Origin of the sequence: Amycolatopsis sp., from assembly GCF_035276945.1 — a bacterium.
GTDB lineage: Bacteria > Actinomycetota > Actinomycetes > Mycobacteriales > Pseudonocardiaceae > Amycolatopsis_E.
The window spans coordinates 1-2,250 of sequence record NZ_DATELF010000070.1; the positions used below are offsets into that span (position 1 = coordinate 1).

At 67.2% G+C, this 2,250-nt stretch carries 6 protein-coding genes; all 6 read right to left on the reverse strand.

What is annotated here, in order from left to right:
- Positions 1-195, reverse strand: a 195-nt coding sequence (gene rpsH / locus VJT49_RS12030; RefSeq protein ID WP_324164845.1) for a 30S ribosomal protein S8, incomplete at its 3' end; no start/stop codon positions are given.
- A gap of 68 nt (positions 196-263) precedes the next feature.
- A complete protein-coding gene (locus tag VJT49_RS12035) occupies positions 264-449 on the reverse strand; it encodes a type Z 30S ribosomal protein S14 (RefSeq protein ID WP_324164846.1) in 186 nt (61 codons plus the stop codon).
- Positions 450-452: 3 nt separating this feature from the next.
- Positions 453-1,025 (reverse strand): 50S ribosomal protein L5, encoded by a 573-nt coding sequence (gene rplE / locus VJT49_RS12040; protein ID WP_324164847.1) that lies wholly within the window; start codon positions 1,023-1,025, stop codon positions 453-455.
- Positions 1,025-1,348, reverse strand: coding sequence for a 50S ribosomal protein L24 (gene rplX / locus VJT49_RS12045; protein WP_324164848.1), 324 nt, complete (start codon positions 1,346-1,348; stop codon positions 1,025-1,027). Before rplX ends, rplE begins: the two co-directional genes overlap by 1 nt.
- Positions 1,349-1,717 carry a 50S ribosomal protein L14 gene (rplN, locus tag VJT49_RS12050; protein ID WP_324164849.1) on the reverse strand — a complete coding sequence of 123 codons (369 nt, stop codon included), beginning with the start codon at positions 1,715-1,717 and terminating at the stop codon, positions 1,349-1,351.
- 160 nt (positions 1,718-1,877) lie between these two features.
- Positions 1,878-2,162 (reverse strand): 30S ribosomal protein S17, encoded by a 285-nt coding sequence (rpsQ, locus tag VJT49_RS12055; RefSeq protein ID WP_324164850.1) that lies wholly within the window; start codon positions 2,160-2,162, stop codon positions 1,878-1,880.
- Positions 2,163-2,250 lie beyond the last annotated feature (88 nt).

Genomic DNA, 2,250 nt, shown 5'->3' on the forward strand with positions numbered 1-2,250 from the left:
CTTGAGGGTGACCACGAGGTTCTTGCCGACTTCGGCGTCTTCCACCCGCCAGCCCGCGATGTAGCCCTCCTGCTGGAGGATCTCCGCGATGTGGGACTTGATCTTGGAGTACGGCATGCCCACGGTGTCGTGGTACGCCGAATTCGCGTTCCGCAGTCGCGTCAGCATGTCCGCGATGGGATCGGTCATCGTCATGGCCTGGAGGCCTTCCTCACCGCGGTTTCCCTTGTTCCAGGGACCTGCGGTGTGCTCGCTCTCGGTTGTTACCAGCTGGACTTGGTGATGCCGGGCAGTTCGCCGCGGTGCGCCATCGTGCGGAAGCAGATCCGGCACAGGCTGAACCTGCGGTAGACGGCCCGCGGCCGCCCGCAGCGGGTACACCGCGTGTAGGCCCGGACCTGGAACTTCGGAGTCCGCTTCTGCTTGGCGATCAACGCCTTCTTCGCCACTTGTCACCCCTCCCTGAAGGGGAAGCCGAGCCGTCGCAGCAGCGAACGGCCTTCGGCGTCGTTTTTTGCCGTGGTCACCACGGTGATGTCCATCCCGCGCTGCCGGTCCACCTTGTCCGGGTCGATCTCGTGGAACATGACCTGCTCGACGAGGCCGAACGTGTAGTTGCCGTGACCGTCGAACTGCCGGTCGGACAGGCCGCGGAAGTCGCGGATCCGGGGCAGCGCGATCGTCAGCAGCCGGTCGAGGAACTCCCACATCCGGTCGCCGCGCAGCGTGCTGTGCGCGCCGATGGGCATGCCCTCGCGCAGCTTGAACTGGGCCACGGACTTCTTCGCCCGGGCCACGGCCGGCCGCTGCCCGGTGATGGTGGACAGGTCGCGGACCGCGCCCTCGATCAGCTTCGCGTCCCTGGCCGCCTCGCCGACGCCCATGTTCACGACGATCTTGGTCAGGCCGGGGACCTGCATCACGTTGGCGAAACCGAACTCGTCCCTGAGCGCGGGCGCGATCTCGGTGCGGTAGCGCTCCTTGAGCCGCGGTACCGGCGGCGCTTCGGTGGCTTCGGTAGCCATCAGATGTCCTTCCCGCTCGGCCTGGCGACGCGGATCTTGTTGCCGTCCTCGTCGAACCGGTAGCCGACCCTCGCGGCCTTCTTGCTGTCGTCCGGATCGACCAGCTGCACGTTGCTCACGTCGATCGGGGCCTCCTCGTGCGTGATGCCGCCTTCCTTGGCGCCCCGCTGCCCCTGGTAGCTGACCTTCTTGTTCTTCGTGACCACGTTGACCCCCTGGACCAGGACCTTGCCCCGGTCCGGGTAGGCCGCGACGACCAGACCGGTGCGTCCCCGGTCCCGGCCCGCGACCACGATCACGTTGTCACCCTTCTTGATCTTCATCTAGAGCACCTCCGGCGCCAGCGAGATGATCCGCATGAAGCGCTTCTCCCGCAGCTCGCGACCGACCGGGCCGAAGATGCGCGTGCCCCGCGGGTCACCGCCGTCCCTGATCAGCACCGCCGCGTTCTCGTCGAAGCGGATATAGGAGCCATCGCCGCGGCGGCGCTCCTTGCGGGTGCGCACCACGACCGCCTTGACGACATCGCCCTTCTTCACGCCGGCGCCGGGAAGGGCATCCTTCACGGTCGCCACGATGACGTCACCGATGCCCGCGTATCGCCGGCCGCTGCCGCCGAGCACACGGATGCAGAGGATCTCCTTTGCACCCGTGTTGTCGGCGACCTTGAGCCGCGACTCCTGCTGGATCACGTCAACCTCTCTATCTTCCCCGGGGGCTCCGCCCCCCGGTGACCCCCCGTATAGGGGGACTGCCCGTCCCCCCTATGACCCCCCTGGCCCGGGGCCTCAAAGGGCGAGGCCCCGGGAGGGTGGCTGGGGTTAGGTCCGGTGGGGGACCCAAGGTTCCTAATTACTTGGCCTTCTCGAGGATCTCGGCTACCCGCCAGCGCTTGGTCGCGGACAGCGGCCGGGTCTCCATCAGCAGCACGCGATCACCCACGCCGCAGGCGTTGGTGGCGTCGTGCGCCTTGTACTTCTTGGTACGACGCAGCACCTTGCCGTACTTAGGGTGCTTGACGTGGTCCTCGACCTGGACGACAACGGTCTTGTCCATCTTGTCGCTGACCACCAGCCCTTCACGGCCCTTGCGGTTGCCCCTGGTCTCCGGGGTACCGCCGGTGGTGTTCTCGCTCATTTGCCGGCCTCCTCGTCATCTTCGGCGGAGCCGCTCGCGGCGACAGCCACCGGTGCCTCGTCCTCCGGCTCGCCGGAATCCTCGACCA